Source organism: Stenotrophomonas sp. SrG, from assembly GCF_050031795.1.
GTDB classification, from domain to species: Bacteria; Pseudomonadota; Gammaproteobacteria; order Xanthomonadales; family Xanthomonadaceae; genus Stenotrophomonas; species Stenotrophomonas rhizophila_A.
Window position 1 is genome coordinate 1 of sequence record NZ_JBNBBE010000085.1, and the last position, 311, is coordinate 311.

Consider the following 311-nt stretch of genomic DNA (forward strand, 5'->3'; position numbering starts at 1 on the left):
CGTTGGCTCAGACCTGCGACCTGCAGGTATCCATTCCCGGCTGTGGTGCGGTGGAAAGCCTCAACGTGGCATCGGCTACCGCCGTGTTGCTGTCGCCTTGGTATGCACAGCGGTAAATTCGGGTAACGCTTGCGCGCTGCCCTGCGTGATGTGAGCGACTTCTCCAAAGGAGTCGTGCCTACGGTGGATTCGGATTTTTCGCATGGTGCGCCGCGTTCTTGCTGCGGCACAGTGCAACGCGGCGCCGTACTGTGTCGGTGAGGAGAGACACCCACCCAGAGCGGCGCCGGTGTCCGGATCCCGGTCTGTTC

At 62.4% G+C, this 311-nt stretch carries 1 pseudogene; it reads left to right on the plus strand.

Going from position 1 to position 311, the window contains the following annotated elements:
• Positions 1-116, plus strand: a pseudogene (locus tag ACQG3P_RS19075) (TrmH family RNA methyltransferase); the annotation flags it as partial.
• Positions 117-311: the final 195 nt, after the last annotated feature.